This window comes from Pseudomonas sp. TE12508 (assembly GCF_056279485.1).
Map to the genome: position 1 here is coordinate 224,781 of NZ_JBWCCN010000005.1, position 19,939 is coordinate 244,719.

Consider the following 19,939-nt stretch of genomic DNA (forward strand, 5'->3'; position numbering starts at 1 on the left):
GGGAGACCCACTGACGCACGACAGACAACCAACCTCTAGCGCAATCGCTTATTAGCGACGCAGACCCAGGCGACCGATCAGAGCCTGGTAACGGCCCAGATCCTTGCCTTTCAGGTAGTCCAGCAGCTTACGGCGCTGGTTTACCATGCGGATCAGACCACGACGGGAGTGGTGATCTTTACCGTTGGCCTTGAAGTGACCTTGCAGCTTGTTGATGTTGTGGGTCAGCAGTGCAACTTGCACTTCTGGCGAACCAGTGTCACCAACAGCTTGCTGGTAGTCAGCTACGATTTGAGCTTTTTCTTGAACGTCGAGAGCCATGAGGCAATCCTTTTATCAGGAAACTGTTTCAAAGAAACAGCTTCAACAGGCCAGGGACAAATCCCTGTATCTATAAATGAGTAGTGACCGTGCCTGTTAACAGCCACACTCGCCGACCTGCTGTTACACAGGCCGGTTTCGGTCATTCTGACCGAATCAGTCGACGTGGCGCGATGCGCCCGTCTTCGCTCACTTCACCGATACCGATGAAACGACCATTGTGATCCTGTACCCGTACCATGCCGAACTTCGGTGCATCCGGGGCACGTACCGGTTGGCCGTTAAGCCAGTAGAACGCGCTGTGCTCCGAGAAATGCAACAGTGGCCAGTCCAGCAGGCCGCTGTCCGATGGCATCAGGAAGCGGTCGACCGCTTCGTTGCCGCCTTCGGCATGTACCGCTTCAAGCTCCTCCAGAGTGACGGTCTGTGCAAGCGTGAAAGGCCCGGCCTGGGTACGTCGCAATTCAGCCACGTAAGCGCCACAACCGAGTTGCTCACCGATATCCTCCACCAGGGTGCGGATATAGGTGCCTTTGCTGCAATCCACCGCAAGCCGCGCAGTATCACCCTCAAAGGCCAGTAATTCCAAGCGCGCAATAGTAACAGAACGCGGTTCGCGCTCCACTACTTCGCCTGCACGGGCCAGCTTGTACAGCGGCTGCCCATCACGCTTGAGCGCCGAGTACATCGGCGGTATCTGACTGATTTGCCCACGAAATTTCGGCAGCACAGCTTCGATATCGGCGCGACCAACGGTCACCGGGCGTTCCAGCAAAACTTCACCTTCGGCATCGGCCGTGGTGGTGGTCTTGCCCAGTTGCGCCAGGGTTTCATAAGCCTTGTCGGAATCGAGCAGGTATTGCGAGAACTTGGTGGCCTCGCCAAAGCACAACGGCAGCACGCCGGTGGCCAGCGGATCGAGACTGCCTGTGTGCCCGGCCTTCTCGGCATTGAGCAACCAGCGAACCTTCTGCAATGCCGCGTTGGAGGTGAACCCCAGCGGCTTGTCGAGCAGGATGATGCCGCTGACGTTACGACGGATACGTTTGACCTGAGCCACCGATTACTCCTTGGCGTCTTCGGGTTCAGCCGCTACCGGGTGCTGATTGTCTTCAGCCACCGCACGCTCGATCAGGGCCGACAGGTGCGCGCCACGAACGACGCTTTCGTCGTAATGGAAGTGCAACTGCGGAACGCTGCGCAACTTCATTTCGCGAGCCAACTGCATACGCAGGAAACCTGCGGCGGAGTTGAGCACCTTGATGCTTTGCGCGATGTCGTCGCGGCTGTCCTGACCCATCACGGTGATGAAGATCTTGGCGTGACCGACGTCACGGCTGACTTCAACAGCGGTAATGGTGACCAGACCGACGCGCGGGTCTTTGACTTCACGACGGATCAGCTGTGCCAGCTCACGCTGCATCTGATCGCCGATACGTTGGGTACGGCTGTATTCTTTTGCCATGTCTTGTTACCTGTTACTGCCCCACGGTGAAACCCGAGGGGTCTGAAAGCGGCAAACGCCCGGCCTGACAAAAGCCAGACCGGGCGTTGCGTTTAGAGTCCGGACGTTGCGCCGCGCATCTGCATGCGGCGGCTCATCGTGGCCCTTGAAGTGCGCGAGTTAGAGGCTGCGAGCAACCTGCACCTTCTCGAAGACTTCGATCTTGTCGCCGACCTTGACGTCGTTGTAGCTCTTCACGCCGATACCGCATTCCATGCCGGCACGTACTTCGGAAGCGTCATCCTTGAAGCGGCGCAGGGATTCCAGCTCGCCTTCGAAGATAACGATGTCTTCACGCAGTACACGGATTGGACGGTTACGGTGAACAACACCTTCGATAACCATGCAACCGGCGATCGCGCCAAACTTCGGCGAACGGAACACGTCACGCACTTCAGCGGTACCCAGGATGTTCTCGCGAACATCGCTGCCCAGCATACCGGTGAGGGCTTTCTTGACGTCTTCGATGATGTCGTAGATCACGTTGTAGTAACGCATATCCAGACCTTCCTGCTCGACGATCTTGCGAGCGCCAGCATCGGCACGCACGTTGAAGCCGAACAGTACAGCGTTGGAGGCCAGTGCCAGGTTGGCGTCGGATTCGGTGATACCACCGACACCGCCACCGACCACACGCACTTGCACTTCGTCGTTACCCAGGCCATTCAAGGCACCGTTCAACGCTTCCAGCGAACCACGGACGTCGGATTTGAGGACGATGTTGAGCGTCTTCTTCTCTTCCTGACCCATGTTCTCGAAGATGTTTTCAAGCTTGCCAGCGTGAGCACGGGCCAGTTTGACTTCGCGGAACTTGCCTTGACGGAACAGAGCCACTTCACGGGCTTTCTTCTCGTCGGCAACAACGCTCATCTCGTCGCCAGCGTCCGGGGTACCGTCCAGGCCGAGAATCTCGACAGGGATGGAAGGACCGGCTTCCTTGATTGGCTTGCCGTTCTCGTCGAGCATGGCGCGAACGCGGCCATAGTTCGAACCGACCAGCACCATGTCGCCTTGGCGCAGGGTACCGTCTTGAACCAGAACGGTTGCAACCGGGCCACGACCTTTGTCGAGACGCGATTCAACCACAACGCCACGGCCAGGAGCCGAAGGGGTCGCTTTCAGTTCGAGAACTTCAGCTTGCAGCAGAACAGCTTCGAGCAACTCGTCCACGCCAGTACCGACTTTCGCCGAAACAGATACGAACGGGGTGTCGCCGCCCCACTCTTCCGAGGTCACGCCGTGAACCGACAATTCACTACGGATGCGATCGAGATCGGCGCCCGGCTTGTCGATTTTGTTCACTGCAACAACCAGCGGAACACCAGCAGCCTTGGCGTGCTGAACGGCTTCAACGGTCTGCGGCATTACGCCGTCGTCCGCTGCAACCACCAGGATCACGATGTCGGTCGCCTTGGCACCACGGGCACGCATGGCGGTAAACGCGGCGTGACCAGGGGTGTCGAGGAAGGTGACCATGCCGCGTTCGGTTTCAACGTGGTACGCACCGATGTGCTGGGTGATACCACCGGCTTCGCCAGCAGCTACCTTGGCACGACGGATGTAGTCGAGCAGCGAGGTCTTACCATGGTCAACGTGGCCCATTACGGTCACAACCGGTGCACGGGAGAACGCTTCACCTTCAAACTTCAGGGACTCGGCCAGGGAATCTTCCAGGGCGGTGTCGCTGACCAGGGTCACTTTGTGGCCCAGCTCTTCGGCAACCAGTTGGGCAGTTTCCTGATCCAGTACCTGGTTGATGGTCGCTGGAGTACCCAGTTTGAACATGAACTTGATGATTTCAGCAGCCTTGACCGACATCTGCTGGGCGAGATCGCCAACAGTGATGGTCTCGCCGATCTTCACTTCGCGCACAACAGGGCCGGTTGGGCTCTGGAAACCGTGGGCGTTGCGTTTCTTCAGCTTGGCCTTGCCGCGACCACCACGACGGAAGCCATCGCTTTCTTCGTCGGTAGTACGTGGCGCAACACGTGGAGCAGGCGCTTTTTCCTTGACCGAAGCACGATGCGGAGCGTTTTTGCGCTCGCCATCGCCACTGCCACGACGATTGGTATCGTCGGCACGTGGTTTGTCCGGACGACGCTGTTCGTCGCGTTTGCGAGTGTCGGCCGCAGGTGCTGGTGCAGCTGCAACAACCGGCGCGCTTTCACGTACTGGTTCGGCAACTGCAGCTGGCGCTGCAACGGCGTCGTTAGTAGCGGTTTGCGCAGCAGCAGGCTGGCGACGCGCTTCTTCTTCGGCGCGACGCTTGGCTTCTTCTTCAGCCTTCTGACGTGCAGCATTTTCTACTGCGCGGCGTTCTTCCAGTTCGCGTTTGCGCTCGGCTTCGATTTCTTCCGGGCTGCGTTGTACGAAGACTTTCTTCTTGCGTACTTCAACGCTGATGCTCTTGCTACCAGCAACACGCAGGGTGCTGGTGGTTTTGCGCTGCAATGTAATCTTGCGCGGTTCTTCCACTTTCGCCTTGTGGCTGCTCTTCAAGTGAGTCAGCAAAGACTGCTTCTCACTATCGCTCACACCTTCATCGGCGGCGGTGTGCGGCAGACCTGCCTCACGCATCTGCTGCAACAGGCGCTCTACCGGTGTTTTGACCTCATCGGCCAGTTGTTTCACCGTGACTTGCGTCATGCACTTCTCTCCTCAGGCCGCGCCTAATTACTCGAACCAATGGGCTCGGGCGGCCATGATCAACTTGCCGGCACGATCATCGTCAATGCCGTCGATGTCGAGCAGGTCGTCAATAGACTGCTCGGCCAGGTCTTCGCGGGTAATTACGCCGCGCACCGCCAGTTCCATCGCCAAATCCTTGTCCATACCCTCAAGCGAGAGCAGGTCTTCGGCCGGATGGGCGTCTGCCAGCTTTTCCTCAGTAGCGATGGCTTTAGTCAACAAACGATCCTTGGCGCGAGCGCGAAGCTCGTTGACGGTTTCTTCGTCAAAGCCGTCGATGTTGAGCATTTCTTCCAACGGTACGTAGGCAATCTCTTCCAGGCTGGTAAAGCCTTCATCTACCAGCACCTGTGCCAGGTCTTCGTCGACTTCCAGCTCGTCGATGAAGTTGCGCAGGATGTCGCCGGTTTCTGCTTGCTGCTTAGCCTGGATGTCCGATTCGGTCATCACGTTCAGGGTCCAGCCAGTCAACTGGCTAGCCAGACGCACGTTCTGACCACCGCGACCGATGGCCTGAGCAAGATTGTCTGCGCCAACGGCGATGTCCATTGCATGGGCATCTTCGTCAACGATAATTGCCGCCACTTCAGCCGGCGACATTGCATTGATCACGAACTGCGCCGGGTTATCGTCCCACAGGACGATATCCACACGCTCACCGCCCAACTCGCCGGACACTGCCTGGACGCGCGAACCGCGCATACCGATGCAAGCGCCTTGCGGGTCAATGCGTTTGTCCTTGGAGCGGACCGCGATCTTGGCGCGCGAACCCGGGTCACGGGACGCAGCCATTACTTCGATCAGGCCTTCAGCGATTTCCGGCACTTCGATGCGGAACAACTCGATCAGCATTTCCGGCGCGGTACGCGACAGGATCAACTGAGGGCCGCGGTTCTCGGTGCGGATTTCCTTGAGCAGCGCACGCAGACGCACGCCAACCCGGAAGGTTTCGCGAGAAATGATGTCTTCACGGGCCAGCAACGCTTCAGCGTTATTGCCCAGGTCGACGATCACGTTGTCGCGGGTGACTTTCTTCACGGTGCCGGAGATGATTTCCCCCAGGCGCTCGCGGTAGGCGTCGACGACTTGAGCACGCTCGGCTTCGCGAACTTTCTGCACGATGACTTGCTTGGCAGTCTGTGCAGCAATGCGGCCGAACTCGATGGATTCGATCTTTTCTTCGACAACATCGCCGACCTTGGCGCCAGGATGCGTTTCGGCAACCTTGCTTGGCCAGGTTTCGATGGCCGGATCGTCCAGATCTGCTTCTTCGACAACCGTCCAGCGACGGAATGTCTCGTAAGCACCGGTGTGGCGATTGATTTCCACACGCAGATCGACTTCGTCCTCAAAACGCTTTTTGGTAGCAGTGGCCAGAGCCAGCTCCAGCGCTTCAAAAATTACGTTTGCCGGTACGCCCTTTTCATTGGATACCGACTCAACAACCAGCAGTACTTCTTTGCTCATCGTACGCCTCGCCTTTCGCAAGCCATTGGATCCGCGGGATCCGCGTCTCAGTCAAAACTGGGAATAATGTTGGCCTTGTCGATCATATCGATCGGCAACAGGAACTCATGGTCTTCAACCTGCACCACAACGTCCTGCTCTTCTACACCGCGCAGAAGGCCCTGAAAGTTGCGCCGACCTTCAAAAGGCGAGCGCAGCTTGATCTTCACTTGTTCACCGGCAAATTTTGCAAACTGCTCAATAGTGAACAGTGGGCGTTCCATGCCAGGCGAGGAAACTTCAAGGGTGTATTCAACGGCGATCGGATCTTCAACATCCAGTACACCGCTGATCTGACGGCTGACGATGGCACAATCGTCCACCAGCACGCCGCCCTCTTTATCAATATAAACGCGCAACATTGAGTGGCGACCTTGAGCCGAAAACTCAATACCCCAGCATTCATAGCCTAGGGCCACGACCACCGGGGCCAGCAAGGCCTGCAACTCTTCTAGCTTGCTCGACACCTGAACCCCCTCGTGCATGTATGTGCATGCTGTGCAAAATAAAAAAATGGGCGAAACGCCCATCCTTGAAACGCCGTTGAACAGCGGCGTTGAAAGTGTCCAGCTAACAAAAAGCCCCTGAAAAGGGGCTCCTTAAACTGGTTGCGGGGGCCGGATTTGAACCGACGACCTTCGGGTTATGAGCCCGACGAGCTACCAGACTGCTCCACCCCGCGACAAAGCTGGGGCGGAAGTATACGACCGATCCCTGACAGGGTCAATGTAACCTTCCACCTACAAGAAAGCCCGCAACAGCGGGCTCTCCTGATAATTGGTACCGAGAAGGGGACTCGAACCCCTACACCCTATGGGCACAACCACCTCAAGGTTGCGTGTCTACCAATTCCACCACCTCGGCAATACTACGTTTGAAACCCTTCTTACTTCTGCTCTTGAGCTGGAGGCACGTCAGTCGCTGGAGTAGCCGACTTTTGCTCTTGAAGCACCGGGACATCATCAGAAGCCGGTTGTTGCTTTGGAACTTCCAACACTGCTGGATTTGGCAAACCTACTTGAGTCAGCTCATGAGCCTTCTCTTTAGCAAAGTAACCTAACCCCAAGCTGGTTATGAAGAAACCGGCGGCAAGTATAGCAGTAAACTTACTAAGAAAGGTAGAGGAACCTTGGCTTCCGAACACAGTATTTGAAGCACCTGCTCCGAAAGACGCGCCAGCATCCGCACCTTTACCCTGCTGCAGCAAAACCAGAGCAACTACGCCCAATGCACCCAGCAGATGAAAAACGACTACGACTGTTTCCAGCATTTTTTCAGTTTCCCGCGGCGCGACAAATCGCACCGAACTCATCTGCATTCAGGGAAGCCCCACCAATGAGCCCCCCATCGATATCCGGCATGCCGAACAGTTCGACCGCATTGGCCGCCTTCACGCTGCCGCCGTATAGAAGCCGCACACCTTGCGCGACTTCAGAATTCTCTGCCGCCAACTGAGCGCGAATGGCTGCGTGCACATCCTGCGCCTGTTGCGGCGAAGCAGTCAGCCCGGTGCCAATGGCCCAGACCGGCTCGTAAGCGATTACTGCCTTTGCAAAGACACCTACACCCAGCTCCTCAATGATACTGCCAAGCTGACGCCCGACAACCTCAAGAGTTTTTCCAGCTTCACGCTCTTCGAGGGTTTCCCCTACGCACAACACCGGAATCAAGCCACATGCCTGCGCCGCTGCGAACTTGCGAATCAGCATTCCATCCTGCTCGCCCATTATCTGGCGGCGTTCGGAGTGCCCGACAAGCACCAGGGAACAACCTGCATCCACCAATTGACTTGGCGCAATTTCACCGGTCAATGCACCTTGCATGGATTCCACTGCAGAATTCTGCGCGCCGACCGAAATCGACTTACCTTTCAAGCCATCAATCACTTGATTGATATGCAAGCAAGACGGGAATACCGCGACATCAACACCGCTCGGCAAGGCCAGATGACTAAGGCCATTGATCAGCTCAGCGACGCTGGCGCGGGTACCGTGCATCTTCCAGTTACCAGCTACCATAGGGCGACGCATGCTGTACCTCGTCGGTCAAAGTGGGCGCAGATGTTACCCAACACAATCATGGCTGGCAAGCCGAAATCAGACAGAAACTTCAGTTACCAGTTTTGCCAGCTCTTCGGCGTAACCGCGAACCTGCGTTTCGTCCTCACCCTCGACCATGACCCGCACCAGCGGCTCTGTCCCGGACTTGCGTAAAAGTACGCGCCCACGACCGGCCATCGCCTGAGTGACACGATCACTGGCCTCCTTGACGGTCGGATGTTCGAGTGGATTCGCACCACCGCCAAACCGGACATTGATCAGCACCTGAGGACACTTGCGCAACGCCTGACGGGACTGAGCCAGGCCTTCAGCGCGCCTCTTCAGCGCCATCAACACCTGCAGCGCAGCAATGATGGCATCACCGGTGGTGGTATGACTGAAGCAGACAATGTGCCCCGAGTTTTCCCCGCCCACCTGCCAATCGCGCTCCAGCAACTCGGAGATCACGTAACGGTCGCCAACGTTGGCGCGCACAAAAGGAATAGCCAGATCCGCCAAGGCCAATTCCAGCCCCAGGTTACTCATCAACGTACCGACCACTCCGCCCTGCAACTTGCCGCGCTCTTGCAGATCGCGAGCAATGATGAACAGCAACTCGTCGCCGTCGACGACAGCGCCAGTGTGATCAACCATCTGAACCCGGTCACCATCACCATCAAAGGCAATACCCAAATCGGCGTGCTCGGCCAATACGGCAGCTTGCAGCGGCTCCATATGGGTCGAACCGCAGTTTTCATTGATGTTCAGGCCGTCAGGATGAGCAGAAAGCACAACAACTTCAGCCCCCAGCTCACGGAACACACTAGGCGCCACTTTATAGGTCGCACCGTGGGCACAGTCGATCACGATCTTCAGCCCGGTAAAACTGGTGCCGGCAGGAACGCTGCTCTTGCAGAATTCGATATAACGGCCCGAGGCATCGTTGATTCGCGACACCTTGCCGATCTTGCTCGACTCAACCACGGTCATCGGGGTGTCGAGCAACTCTTCAATCATCAACTCGACTTCATCCGGAAGCTTGGTGCCCTTCCCGGAGAAAAACTTGATGCCGTTGTCGTCATGAGGGTTGTGCGAGGCGCTGATCACGATGCCGGCTTCGGCATGAAAAGTCCGCGTCAGATAGGCGATGGCCGGCGTCGGCATCGGCCCCAGAAGCATCACATCAGCACCTGCCGAGGTCAGTCCGGCCTCAAGCGCAGATTCGAACATGTAACCGGAGATCCGAGTGTCCTTGCCCACGAGCACCTTGCAGGCACCCATGCTACGAAATGCCATGCCTGCCGCCCAGCCAAGCTTGAGCATGAAATCAGGAGTAATCGGGTATTGACCGACTCGACCACGAATGCCGTCGGTGCCAAAGTATTTTTTGCTCATAAGTACTCCATCATTCTTATTCGGCTGATTCTACGGCGGCGATCATCCGCACCACATCGACGGTTTCGGCCACATCATGGACGCGCAATATACGCGCCCCCTTGATTGAAGCCAGTGCCGCGAGCGCCAAACCGCCATACAGGCGCTCCCCCACCGGCCGATTCAAGGCTTGCCCGATCATGCTCTTTCGCGAAACCCCGACCAACAGAGGCCGCCCCAAGGCATGCAAGGCCTCCATACGCTTAAACAGGCTCAGGTTGTGCTGCAAGGTTTTCGCGAAGCCGAAGCCCGGATCGAGAATGATCCGCTCGGCGGGGATGCCCACCGACGCGCACTGAACCATGCGCTCAGCGAGAAACTCGCCGACCTCTTTCGTCACATCCTGGTAGTGCGGATTGTCCTGCATGTCGCCCGGCTCACCGAGCATATGCATCAGACATACCGGCAAGCCGGTGGCCGCTGCCGCATCCAGAGCGCCATCTCGACGCAACGAACGCACATCATTGATCAAACCCGCCCCCAGCCTTGCGGTTTCACGCATGACTGCCGGCGTGGAGGTATCGACCGAGATAATCACATCGAGTTCACGATGAATACGCTCGACGACAGGCGCTACACGCTCCATCTCTTCAAGGGGGGAAACCGCCCTGGCACCGGGCCGGGTCGATTCGCCACCAACGTCGATCAGCGTCGCACCAGCCGCCACCATCGCCTCGGCGTGGCGCAGGGCCGCATCGAGCTGACTGTATTGGCCACCATCGGAAAAGGAGTCGGGAGTGACATTGAGAATGCCCATGACATGCGTCTGGGCCAAATCAAGAACCCGGTTACCGCAAGGCAACCGGGTCGAGGACTGAACAGAAGTCATTTCAAACCTTATACGTCAGCAGCCGGGCCACCGATGGGTGTTTCCGGACGCCCATCCTGCACCGCCGGAGGCGTGCCGGAAGTATCACTACCGCCAGACCAGTCGCGAGGCTCGCGAGGAGCACGACCTGCCATGATGTCATCGATCTGATCAGCATCGATCGTCTCGTACTTCATCAAGGCATCCGCCATGGCGTCAAGCTTGTCACGGTTATCCGTAAGGATCTGTTTGGCCGTGCCGTAGCACTGGTCAATGATGCTGCGTACTTCGGAGTCGATCAGTTTGGCTGTCTCGCCGGAGAAGCTGGCATGTTGACCACCGCCGCCACGACCGAGGAACACTTCGCCCTCTTCTTCGGCGTACATCAACGGACCGAGTTTCTCCGACAATCCCCACTTGGTCACCATGTTCCGTGCGATCTGGCTGGCACGCATGATGTCGTTGGATGCACCGGTGGTGACACCGTCGAAGCCAAGGGTCATCTCTTCAGCAATACGACCGCCGTACAGCGAGCAGATCTGGCTGATCAGCGCACGCTTGGACAGGCTGTAGCGATCTTCTTCCGGCAGGAACATGGTCACACCGAGCGCACGACCGCGCGGGATGATAGACACTTTGTAGACCGGATCATGCTCAGGTACGACGCGACCGACGATAGCGTGACCAGCTTCGTGATAAGCAGTGTTCTGCTTCTCTTTCTCGGACATGACCATGGATTTGCGCTCGGCACCCATCATGATCTTGTCTTTGGCCAGTTCGAACTCTTTCATCTCGACGATACGCTTGCCGGCACGGGCTGCGAACAACGACGCCTCGTTCACCAGGTTGGCCAGGTCGGCACCGGAGAAACCAGGAGTACCACGCGCGATCACGGCCGGAGCGACGTCGTCACCCATTGGCACTTTGCGCATGTGGACTTTGAGAATCTGCTCGCGACCACGGATATCCGGCAGACCGACCACGACCTGACGGTCGAAACGACCCGGACGCAGCAATGCAGGGTCCAGTACGTCGGGACGGTTGGTTGCTGCAATGACGATGATGCCGTCATTCATTTCGAAGCCGTCCATCTCCACCAGCAACTGGTTGAGTGTCTGTTCGCGCTCGTCGTGACCGCCGCCCATGCCGGCACCACGGTGGCGACCGACGGCGTCGATTTCATCGATGAAGATGATGCATGGCGCGTGCTTCTTCGCCTGCTCGAACATGTCACGAACACGACTGGCACCGACACCGACGAACATTTCGACGAAATCGGAACCGGAAATAGTGAAGAACGGCACTTTGGCTTCGCCGGCAATCGCCTTGGCGATCAAGGTTTTACCAGTACCAGGAGGACCGACCATCAGCACGCCACGAGGAATGCGACCGCCCAAACGCTGGAATTTGCCCGGATCACGCAGGAACTCGACCAGCTCGCCAACTTCTTCCTTGGCTTCGTCGCAACCGGCAACGTCAGCCAAAGTGGTTTTCACCTGATCTTCGGAGAGCAGGCGCGCCTTGCTCTTGCCGAAGCTCATTGGCCCGCCCTTTCCACCGGCGCCGCCCTGCATCTGCCGCATGAAGAACATGAATACGGCGATGATCACCAGGATCGGGAAGCTTGCGACCAGGAGCTGAGTCCAGATGCTTTGCTGTTCAGGTTGCTTGCCCTCGACTACCACGTGGTTATCCACGAGGTCGCCGATCAGGCCATTGTCCTGGATTGCCGGACGAATGGTCTTGAAGCTGTCGCCATCGTTGCGCTTGCCGGTAATCACGTAGCCATCAACTGCTACGCGCTCGACCTTGCCATCCTTGACCTGCTGGATGAAGTCGGAATAGTTGAGGGTCTGCGGCTCGTTAGGGCTGGAGAAGTTGTTCATCACTGTCACCAGGACAGCCGCGATGATCAACCACAGGATCAGATTCTTTGCCATATCGTTCAATTAACTACCCTCTGAAGCAAGCTCCGCTAATGGCGCGTGCTTCGCATGATATTCACCGGCCTAACTTACTACATTACCTACGGCTCTGGCAGGCGCCGTCTGTAACCCTTTGTGAAACACTTTCTACACAATATTCGCTAATGCTCACGGGGCGAAATACGAAAATCCTATCGACCCGCAAAAAAACCTCGATTTACTCACTACGGCCGCGGTAGCCCCAAGCCAGCATGTATTGCTCGCGGGAACTGCCACGGGAAGAGTCCGGCTTGATCATCTGGACCTTGTCGAATTTCTGACGAGCGTCCTTCACGTAAGCATCAAACCCTTCGCCCTGAAACACCTTGATCACGAAATTACCACCCGGCTTGAGTATCCGAGCCGCCAGATCAAGAGCCAGCTCACATAGAAACATGGCTTTTGGCATGTCCACCTCAGGCGTACCACTCATATTGGGGGCCATATCGGAAATCACAAGGTCCACCTGCGAATTACCCACGGCTTCAAGGATCTGAGCGAGCACTTCGTCCTGGGTGAAGTCACCCTGGATGAAAGTCACGTCCGGAATGCTGTCCATTTCCAGGATGTCCGAGGCGATCAGACGCCCCTGACCACCGATCAGCCGACTAGTGACCTGCGACCAGCCGCCGGGCGCCGCACCCAGGTCGACAACGCTCATACCCGGACGGATCAGCTTGTATTTCTCCTGGACCTCCAGAAGCTTGTAACTCGCACGCGAGCGGTAACCATCCTTCTGCGCCTGCTTCACATAGGGATCATTGACATGTCTTTTCAGCCAACCAAGGCTTGTCTTGGAACGCGCCATTGGGCACCTCGATGATAAGGGTCGTGATTAATTGGGCGGATCCACGAACCCTCGGGTAAAATGGCCGCCATTTTACAGAATCCAGACTAAAGGGTCAGATTATGCCGCTCACTCAAGAGCAGAAGAAACAGTACAAATCCATTGGCCACCATCTGAAACCAGTTTTGATCGTGGCTGACAACGGTTTGACTGAAGGTGTGTTAGCCGAACTTGAACGCGCTTTGGCGGATCACGAGCTGATCAAAATCAAGCTCAACATCCTCGATCGCGAATCGCGCCTGGCAGCCATTGCAGAACTCTGCAAGGCTGGCAAAGCCGATCTGGTTCAAGTCATCGGCAAGATGGCACTGATTTACCGCAAGAACTTCAGCGTCAACAAGCAGCTGTCGAACGTCCATCGCTTCAAGTGATGACAAGGGTCAAGGGTGTGCTTCGCGCACCCTCACACTCCATCCCGGCACCGGTTGCATCACCAGCACCAGCCCGGAAAATCCCAGAACAAGATAGCTGAACAGCTGCCAATGCGCCGCCTGCGGCCAGCCGACGTGGACCGCGAAATACATCGCGCCCCCATACAGCGCCATCAGCAGCAGTTGCCCACGAATATCGCGCCATAGACTGGCAAGGCCCTCGGCCTGAACCAGCACCAAAACCTGAAAAATCACACACGCTGCGGCAAATCCCACCATCAGCGTATTCAGCATGCCTGCAATTTCGTCGATCAGCAGCGGTGCCAGGCCTATTCGTCCCAGCACCGGCAGCAGACCGATGTGCAACAGCCACAGGCCGCCAACCCACAACATTTGGGTCAGCTGCCAAAGCATGGCGCCCGCACGTAACGGGCGCCTTCTTTCAGAGGTGGCGAACTTCGACAATCTCATACTCGATAACGCCACCTGGCGTTTTCACGGCGACCACATCACCCTCTTCCTTGGCGATCAAGGCGCGAGCCAGTGGCGAACCCACCGAAATCTTGCCGAGTTTGAAGTCAGCCTCATCCTCACCCACGATGTGGTAAGTGACGCGCTCATCCGTCTCGACGTTGGCGATTTCAACGGTGGTGCCGAAAATCACTTTGCCGGTATGAGGAATGGTCGTGACATCGATGATGACCTGATTCTGAATCCGACCTTCAATGTCACGAATCCGCGCCTCGACCATACCCTGCTGCTCGCGAGCAGCGTGGTACTCGGCGTTTTCCTTCAAATCACCCAACTCGCGGGCCGTACCGATGTCCTGGCTGAGCTTCGGACGGACGACCTTGGTCAGGTGAGCGTGTTCTTCTTCCAGGGCTTTCGCGCCCTGGACGGTCATTGGGTATTTGATCATGCCTTCAATCCTGCGTGTAAATCCTGCAAGCGGCGCACGGTCTTCTCGGGACCGAACTTCAGCGCTTCGCAGATAGCTTCGCCAGCAGCAATGGTAGTGGTGCAGTAGATCTTGTGCTGCAAGGCATTGCGACGAATGGAGTAGGAATCGGCGATCGACTGGCGACCTTCGGTGGTGTTGATGATCAGGGTGACTTCGTCATTCTTGATCATGTCGACCACATGCGGACGGCCCTCGGTCACCTTGTTCACACGACGCACTTTCAGGCCTGCGGCTTCGATCAGCTTGGCAGTACCGGCAGTGGCGACCACTTCAAAGCCCAAGTTGATCAGATCACGGGCCACGCCCGCAACCAGCGGCTTGTCATCGTCACGCACGCTGATGAACGCGGTACCGCCAGTCGGCAGCACTTCGCTGGCACCCATCTGGGCTTTGGCAAAGGCTTCGCCGAAGGTGTCACCCACGCCCATCACTTCACCGGTGGACTTCATCTCTGGGCCCAGGATCGGGTCCACACCAGGGAATTTGGCGAATGGGAACACCGCCTCTTTCACGCTGTAGAAGTTAGGAATGATTTCTTTGGTGAAGCCGATTTCTTTCAGGGTTTTGCCAGCCATGACGCGAGCCGCGATCATTGCCAGAGAAACACCGATGCACTTGGACACAAACGGTACGGTACGGGAAGCGCGCGGGTTGACTTCGATGACGTAGATGTCTTCGCCTTGCAGCGCCAACTGAACGTTCATCAGGCCGACAACGCCCAGTTCCAGGGCCATTTTCTTGACCTGTTCGCGCATCTCGTCCTGGATGTGAGCAGGCAGCGAGTACGGCGGCAGGGAGCACGCGGAGTCACCGGAGTGAACGCCGGCCTGCTCGATGTGCTGCATGATCGCGCCGATCACCACGTCGGTGCCGTCGCAGACCGCATCCACGTCCATTTCGATGGCGCAGTTGAGGAAGTGATCGAGCAGCACCGGGCTGTCGTTGGACACTTTCACCGCATCACGCAGGTAGCGCTTGAGCTCTTCTTCTTCGTAGACGATTTCCATCGCGCGACCGCCCAGTACGTAGGACGGACGAACCACCAGCGGGTAACCGATCTTGGCCGCGGCACGAATCGCTTCGTCTTCGCTGCGCACGGTGGCGTTTGGCGGCTGACGCAGGTTCAGACGCTCAACCATTTGCTGGAAGCGCTCACGGTCTTCGGCACGGTCGATGGCGTCAGGGCTGGTGCCGATGATTGGCACGCCGGCTTCTTCCAGTGCACGCGCCAGTTTCAGCGGGGTTTGGCCGCCGTACTGGACAATCACGCCTTTCGGCTTCTCGACGCGGACGATTTCCAGTACGTCTTCCAGGGTCACTGGCTCGAAGTACAGACGATCGGATGTGTCGTAGTCGGTGGAAACGGTTTCCGGGTTGCAGTTGACCATGATGGTCTCGTAACCGTCTTCGCGCAGGGCCAGTGCCGCGTGTACGCAGCAATAGTCGAACTCGATGCCCTGGCCGATACGGTTTGGACCGCCGCCGAGGATCATGATCTTGTCGCGACCCGACGGCGCGGCTTCGCACTCTTCCTCGTACGTCGAGTAGAGGTAAGCAGTGTCGGTAGCGAACTCGGCCGCGCAGGTGTCAACGCGCTTGTAGACCGGGAAGATTTCCAGCTTGTGACGGTGGCGACGCAGAGCCTTCTCGGTCACGCCCAGCAGCTTGGCCAGACGCATGTCGGAGAAACCTTTGCGCTTGAGGCGGAACATCAAGTCGTGGTCGATGCTGGCCAGACCCAGGGTCTTGACCGTCTCTTCTTCCTTGATCAGGTCTTCGATCTGTACCAGGAACCACGGGTCGATCATGTTCATGCCGAAAATATCTTCGACCGACAGGCCGGCGCGGAACGCGTCAGCGACGTACCAGATACGCTCGGCGCCCGGCACGGTCAGTTCGCGCTTGAGGATGCTCATGCTTTCCGGGTTGCTCAGGTCGAGCTTCTCGTCCAGGCCGCAAACGCCCACTTCCAGGCCGCGCAGGGCTTTCTGCAGGGATTCCTGGAAGGTCCGGCCGATGGCCATGACTTCACCGACCGACTTCATTTGAGTGGTCAGGCGTGCGTCGGCTTTCGGGAATTTCTCGAAGGCGAAGCGTGGCAGCTTGGTGACGACGTAGTCGATGGACGGCTCGAAGGACGCCGGGGTCTTGCCACCGGTGATGTCGTTCGACAGCTCGTCGAGGGTATAACCGACGGCCAGTTTTGCCGCGACCTTGGCGATCGGGAAACCGGTGGCTTTCGAGGCCAGGGCCGAGGAACGGGATACCCGCGGGTTCATCTCGATGACGACCATGCGGCCGGTGTCCGGGCAGATGCCGAACTGGACGTTGGAACCGCCAGTCTCGACGCCGATCTCGCGCAGTACCGCCAGGGAGGCGTTACGCAGGATCTGGTATTCCTTGTCGGTCAGGGTCTGTGCTGGCGCAACAGTGATCGAGTCACCGGTGTGCACGCCCATCGGGTCGAAGTTTTCGATGGAGCAGACGATGATGCAGTTGTCCTTCTTATCGCGGACAACCTCCATTTCGTACTCTTTCCAGCCGATCAGCGATTCGTCGATCAGCAGCTCTTTGGTCGGCGACAGGTCCAGACCGCGAGCGCAGATTTCTTCAAACTCTTCACGGTTGTAAGCGATACCGCCACCAGTGCCGCCCATGGTGAAGGACGGACGAATGATGCACGGGAAGCCGAGACGCTCGAGAACCGCGTTGGCCTCTTCCATGCTGTGGGCGATACCCGAACGCGGGCAGTCCAGACCGATGGATTTCATCGCCTTGTCGAAGCGCGAACGGTCTTCGGCCTTGTCGATGGTGTCAGCGTTGGCGCCGATCATTTCTACGCCGAACTTCTCCAGAACGCCTTCGCGCTCCAAGTCCAGTGCGCAGTTCAGAGCGGTTTGGCCACCCATGGTTGGCAGCAGCGCGTCCGGACGCTCTTTCTCGATGATCTTGGCAACGGTCTGCCACTTGATCGGCTCGATGTAGGTGGCGTCGGCCATGGCCGGGTCGGTCATGATGGTGGCCGGGTTGGAGTTCACCAGGATGACGCGGTAACCCTCCTCGCGCAGGGCTTTACAGGCCTGGGCGCCGGAGTAGTCGAATTCGCAGGCCTGGCCGATCACGATCGGGCCAGCGCCGAGAATCAGGATGCTTTTAATGTCTGTACGTTTTGGCATGGGTTGTCACTCAAATCCGCAGGTCAGTCGGCAAGCCGTCTTGTTCAATCTCTGAAGCCTTGAGGGGGCCACCGGTTTCGGGACCGCCCTCAGGCTTCGCTACATCAGGGCGAGCGATTAGCGTCGCTTGGCCATTTCGTTGATGAAGCGATCAAACAGTGGCGCTACGTCGTTCGGGCCAGGGCTGGCTTCAGGGTGACCCTGGAAGCTGAAGGCGCTCTTGTCGGTACGCTCGATGCCTTGCAGGGTGCCGTCGAACAGCGATTTGTGGATCGCCCGAACGTTGCCTGGCAGGGTCGCTTCGTCTACCGCAAAACCGTGGTTCTGGCTGGTGATCATCACCACACCGCTGTCCAGATCCTGGACCGGGTGGTTGGCACCGTGGTGGCCATGGCCCATTTTCAGGGTCTTGGCGCCGGAGGCCAGAGCCAGCAGTTGGTGACCGAGGCAGATGCCGAACACCGGAATCTCGGTTTCCAGCACGTCCTTGATTGCCTGGATCGCGTAGTCGCATGGCTCAGGGTCGCCCGGGCCGTTGGACAGGAACACACCGTCAGGCTTCAGTGCCAGCGCTTCGGCGGCCGGAGTCTGTGCAGGCACCACGGTCACGCGGCAACCGCGCTCGACCAGCATGCGCAGGATGTTGACCTTGACGCCGTAGTCGTAGGCCACCACGTGGTACGGCAGATCGGAAGCGTCGATAGTCGCGTGGCTGTCGGTTTTCAGATCCCAGACAGTCGAGCGCCACTCGTACTTCTCTTTGGTGCTGACGACTTTTGCCAGGTCCATGCCTTTAAGGCCAGGGAAACCCTGAGCGGCGGCGATGGCGGCTTCTTCGGAAATGTTGTCACCGGCCATGATGCAGCCGTTCTGCGCGCCTTTCTCACGCAGGATGCGTGTGAGGCGTCGAGTGTCGATACCGGCGATAGCCACCACATTGTTGGCTTTCAGGTAGTCGGACAGTGACATCGTGTTGCGCCAGTTGCTCGCAACCAGTGGCAGGTCACGGATGACCAGACCAGCGGACCAGACGCGGTCGGACTCGGCGTCTTCCGGCGTGGTGCCGGTATTGCCGATGTGCGGGTAAGTCAGGGTAACGATTTGTTGGGCGTAGGAAGGATCGGTAAGGATTTCCTGATAGCCGGTCATTGCGGTGTTGAACACCACCTCACCAACGGTTTGACCGTCGGCTCCAATGGCTTCGCCGCGAAAAATGCTGCCATCAGCAAGGGCGAGTATGGCTGGCTTAGTCAAGAAGACCTCCCGTAAATAAAGCCTGAAAGGGCGATCGCAGGTTGTAAAAAAGCGGAGTGACGTATGGACACGTCACCCCGCTTCTTCACCGAATTATTCTGCGCGCTTTTAGTGGACACACTAAAGCTGTAGCTTACAGAAAAAGGCATTTTTGGTCTACCGCCAATGAGCCCTAAAGGCCGGAGAATGCGACAGGACGTCGCTTGGCGGAACAAAACCGGGCCCAAACGCTGAGTTTGAACCCGATTTCGGGCACATCTTACCGCAGGTCGAGCACGTCTTGCATGTCGTAAAGGCCTGGCTCACGACCATCCAGCCACAAAGCTGCACGTACCGCACCCTTGGCGAAGGTCATGCGACTGGATGCTTTGTGAGTGATTTCCAGTCGCTCGCCTTCACAGGCGAACAGCACCGTATGATCACCGACCACATCCCCACCGCGAACAGTCGCGAAGCCGATCGTTTCACGCTCACGCACACCGGTGTGACCTTCACGACCATAGACCGCAACCTTCTGCAGGTCACGATCCAGCGCGCTGGCGATCACCTCGCCCATGCGCAGAGCCGTACCTGAAGGCGCATCGATCTTGTGCCGATGATGAGCCTCGATGATTTCGATGTCAGCCTCATCACCCAGCACACGAGCCGCCATATCGAGCAGCTTCAGCGACAGGTTTACACCAACACTGAAATTGGCCGCGAACACAATCGCAATATCCTTGCTCGCCTCGGCCAGCAACTGCTTCTGCGCCGCGTCCAGCCCCGTGGTGCCGATCACCATGGACTTGCCCGCCTTACGGCAGAACTCCAGGTTTTTCAGCATCACTTCCGGGAGCGTGAAGTCGATCAACACATCGAACTCATCAGCCACCGCATCCAGCTTACCGGACAGCGGCACACCGATTCGCCCCAGTGATGCCAGCTCACCAGCATCCACGCCAATCAGTGTGCTGCCAGGGCGCACTATGGCTGCCGTCAGGCCGGTAAGCGGCGCACGCTGCTGCACCGCCTCGACCAGAATCTTGCCCATACGCCCGGCAGCGCCCATCACAGCTATACGTCGCAT

The 19,939-nt window shown here is 57.8% G+C and carries 18 protein-coding genes and 2 tRNA genes; 1 reads left to right on the top strand and 19 read right to left on the bottom strand.

What is annotated here, in order from left to right; genetic code table 11:
- Positions 1–51: 51 nt before the first annotated feature.
- The 14 genes from rpsO to rlmE form a co-directional block, all read right to left on the bottom strand.
- Entirely contained in the window at positions 52–321 is a 270-nt protein-coding gene (gene rpsO / locus ACZ9IM_RS08940; RefSeq protein ID WP_003176135.1) for a 30S ribosomal protein S15, read from the bottom strand.
- A 142-nt stretch (positions 322–463) separates the two neighbouring features.
- The gene (gene truB / locus ACZ9IM_RS08945) at positions 464–1,381 is read right to left on the bottom strand and encodes a tRNA pseudouridine(55) synthase TruB (RefSeq protein WP_008067213.1); all 918 of its coding nucleotides are present in this window, start codon (positions 1,379–1,381) and stop codon (positions 464–466) included.
- 3 nt (positions 1,382–1,384) lie between these two features.
- Positions 1,385–1,786, bottom strand: coding sequence for a 30S ribosome-binding factor RbfA (gene rbfA / locus ACZ9IM_RS08950; RefSeq protein WP_007900467.1), 402 nt, complete (start codon positions 1,784–1,786; stop codon positions 1,385–1,387).
- A 159-nt stretch (positions 1,787–1,945) separates the two neighbouring features.
- Positions 1,946–4,471: a translation initiation factor IF-2 gene (infB, locus tag ACZ9IM_RS08955; protein ID WP_008067212.1), complete on the bottom strand. Its 2,526-nt coding sequence runs from the start codon at positions 4,469–4,471 to the stop codon at positions 1,946–1,948.
- Positions 4,472–4,498: 27 nt separating this feature from the next.
- A complete protein-coding gene (gene nusA / locus ACZ9IM_RS08960; RefSeq protein WP_007900474.1) occupies positions 4,499–5,980 on the bottom strand; it encodes a transcription termination factor NusA in 1,482 nt (493 codons plus the stop codon).
- Positions 5,981–6,027: 47 nt separating this feature from the next.
- A complete protein-coding gene (rimP, locus tag ACZ9IM_RS08965) occupies positions 6,028–6,486 on the bottom strand; it encodes a ribosome maturation factor RimP (protein WP_010463487.1) in 459 nt (152 codons plus the stop codon).
- A gap of 138 nt (positions 6,487–6,624) precedes the next feature.
- Positions 6,625–6,701 (bottom strand) — tRNA-Met (locus ACZ9IM_RS08970).
- A gap of 96 nt (positions 6,702–6,797) precedes the next feature.
- A tRNA-Leu gene (locus ACZ9IM_RS08975) sits at positions 6,798–6,883 on the bottom strand.
- Positions 6,884–6,905: 22 nt separating this feature from the next.
- Positions 6,906–7,289, bottom strand: a complete 384-nt coding sequence (gene secG / locus ACZ9IM_RS08980; protein ID WP_030128079.1) for a preprotein translocase subunit SecG — start codon at positions 7,287–7,289, stop codon at positions 6,906–6,908.
- A 4-nt stretch (positions 7,290–7,293) separates the two neighbouring features.
- Positions 7,294–8,049 (bottom strand): triose-phosphate isomerase, encoded by a 756-nt coding sequence (gene tpiA, locus ACZ9IM_RS08985; protein WP_427628125.1) that lies wholly within the window; start codon positions 8,047–8,049, stop codon positions 7,294–7,296.
- A 66-nt stretch (positions 8,050–8,115) separates the two neighbouring features.
- On the bottom strand, positions 8,116–9,453 hold the full coding sequence (gene glmM, locus ACZ9IM_RS08990) for a phosphoglucosamine mutase (protein WP_427628127.1): 1,338 nt from the start codon (positions 9,451–9,453) through the stop codon (positions 8,116–8,118).
- 16 nt (positions 9,454–9,469) lie between these two features.
- Positions 9,470–10,321 (bottom strand): dihydropteroate synthase, encoded by an 852-nt coding sequence (gene folP / locus ACZ9IM_RS08995; protein WP_476223722.1) that lies wholly within the window; start codon positions 10,319–10,321, stop codon positions 9,470–9,472.
- An 8-nt stretch (positions 10,322–10,329) separates the two neighbouring features.
- Positions 10,330–12,240, bottom strand: a complete 1,911-nt coding sequence (ftsH, locus tag ACZ9IM_RS09000; RefSeq protein ID WP_030128083.1) for an ATP-dependent zinc metalloprotease FtsH — start codon at positions 12,238–12,240, stop codon at positions 10,330–10,332.
- Between the two features lie 202 nt (positions 12,241–12,442).
- Positions 12,443–13,072 carry a 23S rRNA (uridine(2552)-2'-O)-methyltransferase RlmE gene (rlmE, locus tag ACZ9IM_RS09005; protein ID WP_007900501.1) on the bottom strand — a complete coding sequence of 210 codons (630 nt, stop codon included), beginning with the start codon at positions 13,070–13,072 and terminating at the stop codon, positions 12,443–12,445.
- Between the two features lie 101 nt (positions 13,073–13,173).
- Here rlmE and ACZ9IM_RS09010 point away from each other — a divergent pair, with 101 nt between their 5' ends.
- Entirely contained in the window at positions 13,174–13,482 is a 309-nt protein-coding gene (locus ACZ9IM_RS09010) for a YhbY family RNA-binding protein (protein WP_007900503.1), read from the top strand.
- A gap of 9 nt (positions 13,483–13,491) precedes the next feature.
- On the opposite strand, the gene ACZ9IM_RS09015 is transcribed toward ACZ9IM_RS09010, so the two are convergent.
- The 5 genes from ACZ9IM_RS09015 to dapB form a co-directional block, all read right to left on the bottom strand.
- Entirely contained in the window at positions 13,492–13,896 is a 405-nt protein-coding gene (locus ACZ9IM_RS09015; RefSeq protein ID WP_008067206.1) for a hypothetical protein, read from the bottom strand.
- Between the two features lie 28 nt (positions 13,897–13,924).
- The gene (gene greA, locus ACZ9IM_RS09020; protein WP_007942892.1) at positions 13,925–14,401 is read right to left on the bottom strand and encodes a transcription elongation factor GreA; all 477 of its coding nucleotides are present in this window, start codon (positions 14,399–14,401) and stop codon (positions 13,925–13,927) included.
- Positions 14,398–17,619, bottom strand: a complete 3,222-nt coding sequence (gene carB / locus ACZ9IM_RS09025; protein WP_427628131.1) for a carbamoyl-phosphate synthase large subunit — start codon at positions 17,617–17,619, stop codon at positions 14,398–14,400. The genes greA and carB overlap by 4 nt, the downstream gene beginning before the upstream one ends.
- Before the next feature lie 117 nt (positions 17,620–17,736).
- Positions 17,737–18,873, bottom strand: coding sequence for a glutamine-hydrolyzing carbamoyl-phosphate synthase small subunit (gene carA, locus ACZ9IM_RS09030; RefSeq protein WP_192346341.1), 1,137 nt, complete (start codon positions 18,871–18,873; stop codon positions 17,737–17,739).
- A 259-nt stretch (positions 18,874–19,132) separates the two neighbouring features.
- Positions 19,133–19,939, bottom strand: coding sequence for a 4-hydroxy-tetrahydrodipicolinate reductase (dapB, locus tag ACZ9IM_RS09035; RefSeq protein WP_008067200.1), 807 nt, complete (start codon positions 19,937–19,939; stop codon positions 19,133–19,135).

Excerpts from the sequence above, each read along its gene's own strand:
- rpsO (WP_003176135.1), bottom strand. The coding sequence starts at position 321 with ATGGCTCTCGACGTTCAAGAAAAAGCTCAAATCGTAGCTGACTACCAG.
- rbfA (WP_007900467.1), bottom strand. The coding sequence starts at position 1,786 with ATGGCAAAAGAATACAGCCGTACCCAACGTATCGGCGATCAGATGCAG.
- infB (WP_008067212.1), bottom strand. The coding sequence starts at position 4,471 with ATGACGCAAGTCACGGTGAAACAACTGGCCGATGAGGTCAAAACACCG.
- nusA (WP_007900474.1), bottom strand. The coding sequence starts at position 5,980 with ATGAGCAAAGAAGTACTGCTGGTTGTTGAGTCGGTATCCAATGAAAAG.
- secG (WP_030128079.1), bottom strand. The coding sequence starts at position 7,289 with ATGCTGGAAACAGTCGTAGTCGTTTTTCATCTGCTGGGTGCATTGGGC.
- tpiA (WP_427628125.1), bottom strand. The coding sequence starts at position 8,049 with ATGCGTCGCCCTATGGTAGCTGGTAACTGGAAGATGCACGGTACCCGC.
- glmM (WP_427628127.1), bottom strand. The coding sequence starts at position 9,453 with ATGAGCAAAAAATACTTTGGCACCGACGGCATTCGTGGTCGAGTCGGT.
- folP (WP_476223722.1), bottom strand. The coding sequence starts at position 10,321 with ATGACTTCTGTTCAGTCCTCGACCCGGTTGCCTTGCGGTAACCGGGTT.
- ftsH (WP_030128083.1), bottom strand. The coding sequence starts at position 12,240 with ATGGCAAAGAATCTGATCCTGTGGTTGATCATCGCGGCTGTCCTGGTG.
- rlmE (WP_007900501.1), bottom strand. The coding sequence starts at position 13,072 with ATGGCGCGTTCCAAGACAAGCCTTGGTTGGCTGAAAAGACATGTCAAT.
- ACZ9IM_RS09010 (WP_007900503.1), top strand. The coding sequence starts at position 13,174 with ATGCCGCTCACTCAAGAGCAGAAGAAACAGTACAAATCCATTGGCCAC.
- ACZ9IM_RS09015 (WP_008067206.1), bottom strand. The coding sequence starts at position 13,896 with ATGCTTTGGCAGCTGACCCAAATGTTGTGGGTTGGCGGCCTGTGGCTG.
- greA (WP_007942892.1), bottom strand. The coding sequence starts at position 14,401 with ATGATCAAATACCCAATGACCGTCCAGGGCGCGAAAGCCCTGGAAGAA.
- carB (WP_427628131.1), bottom strand. The coding sequence starts at position 17,619 with ATGCCAAAACGTACAGACATTAAAAGCATCCTGATTCTCGGCGCTGGC.
- dapB (WP_008067200.1), bottom strand. The coding sequence starts at position 19,939 with ATGCGACGTATAGCTGTGATGGGCGCTGCCGGGCGTATGGGCAAGATT.